This window comes from Aquabacterium parvum (assembly GCF_001447195.1).
GTDB lineage: Bacteria > Pseudomonadota > Gammaproteobacteria > Burkholderiales > Burkholderiaceae_C > Aquabacterium > Aquabacterium parvum.
Genome location: NZ_LFRI01000297.1, coordinates 1 through 273 on the forward strand (window position 1 = coordinate 1; position 273 = coordinate 273).

The window sequence follows — 273 nt, forward strand, 5'->3', positions numbered from 1 at the left end:
TAGGCTTTCATCGACTTAGCGCCCCGTCTAATGGCACACAGAGGGCAAAGCAGGTGCTTCATGCAGAAGCTGGCCGCATGCAGCCTCACAGCGTCGATGGTGAAGTAGTGCCGGAACAGCAGGTAGTCACCGCAAGCGGTGAGCCGCTGGTGAAGCGTTTCTTGACCTTCAACGTGGTCGCCGATAAACTGCGCTACATCGAGCGCACGACTCTTTGCCTTACCGTACCGATCAACCCGCCTGGGTAGCGTCTCGATTCCATCAGCCCCGAAC

Annotated in this window: 1 protein-coding gene; it reads left to right on the forward strand. The window is 57.9% G+C overall.

Features of this window, described 5'->3' with window-relative positions:
* The first annotated feature begins 77 nt into the window (after positions 1-77).
* Complete coding sequence (locus ABG80_RS22730; protein ID WP_160322479.1) at positions 78-248, forward strand: hypothetical protein; 171 nt, start codon at positions 78-80, stop codon at positions 246-248.
* Positions 249-273: the final 25 nt, after the last annotated feature.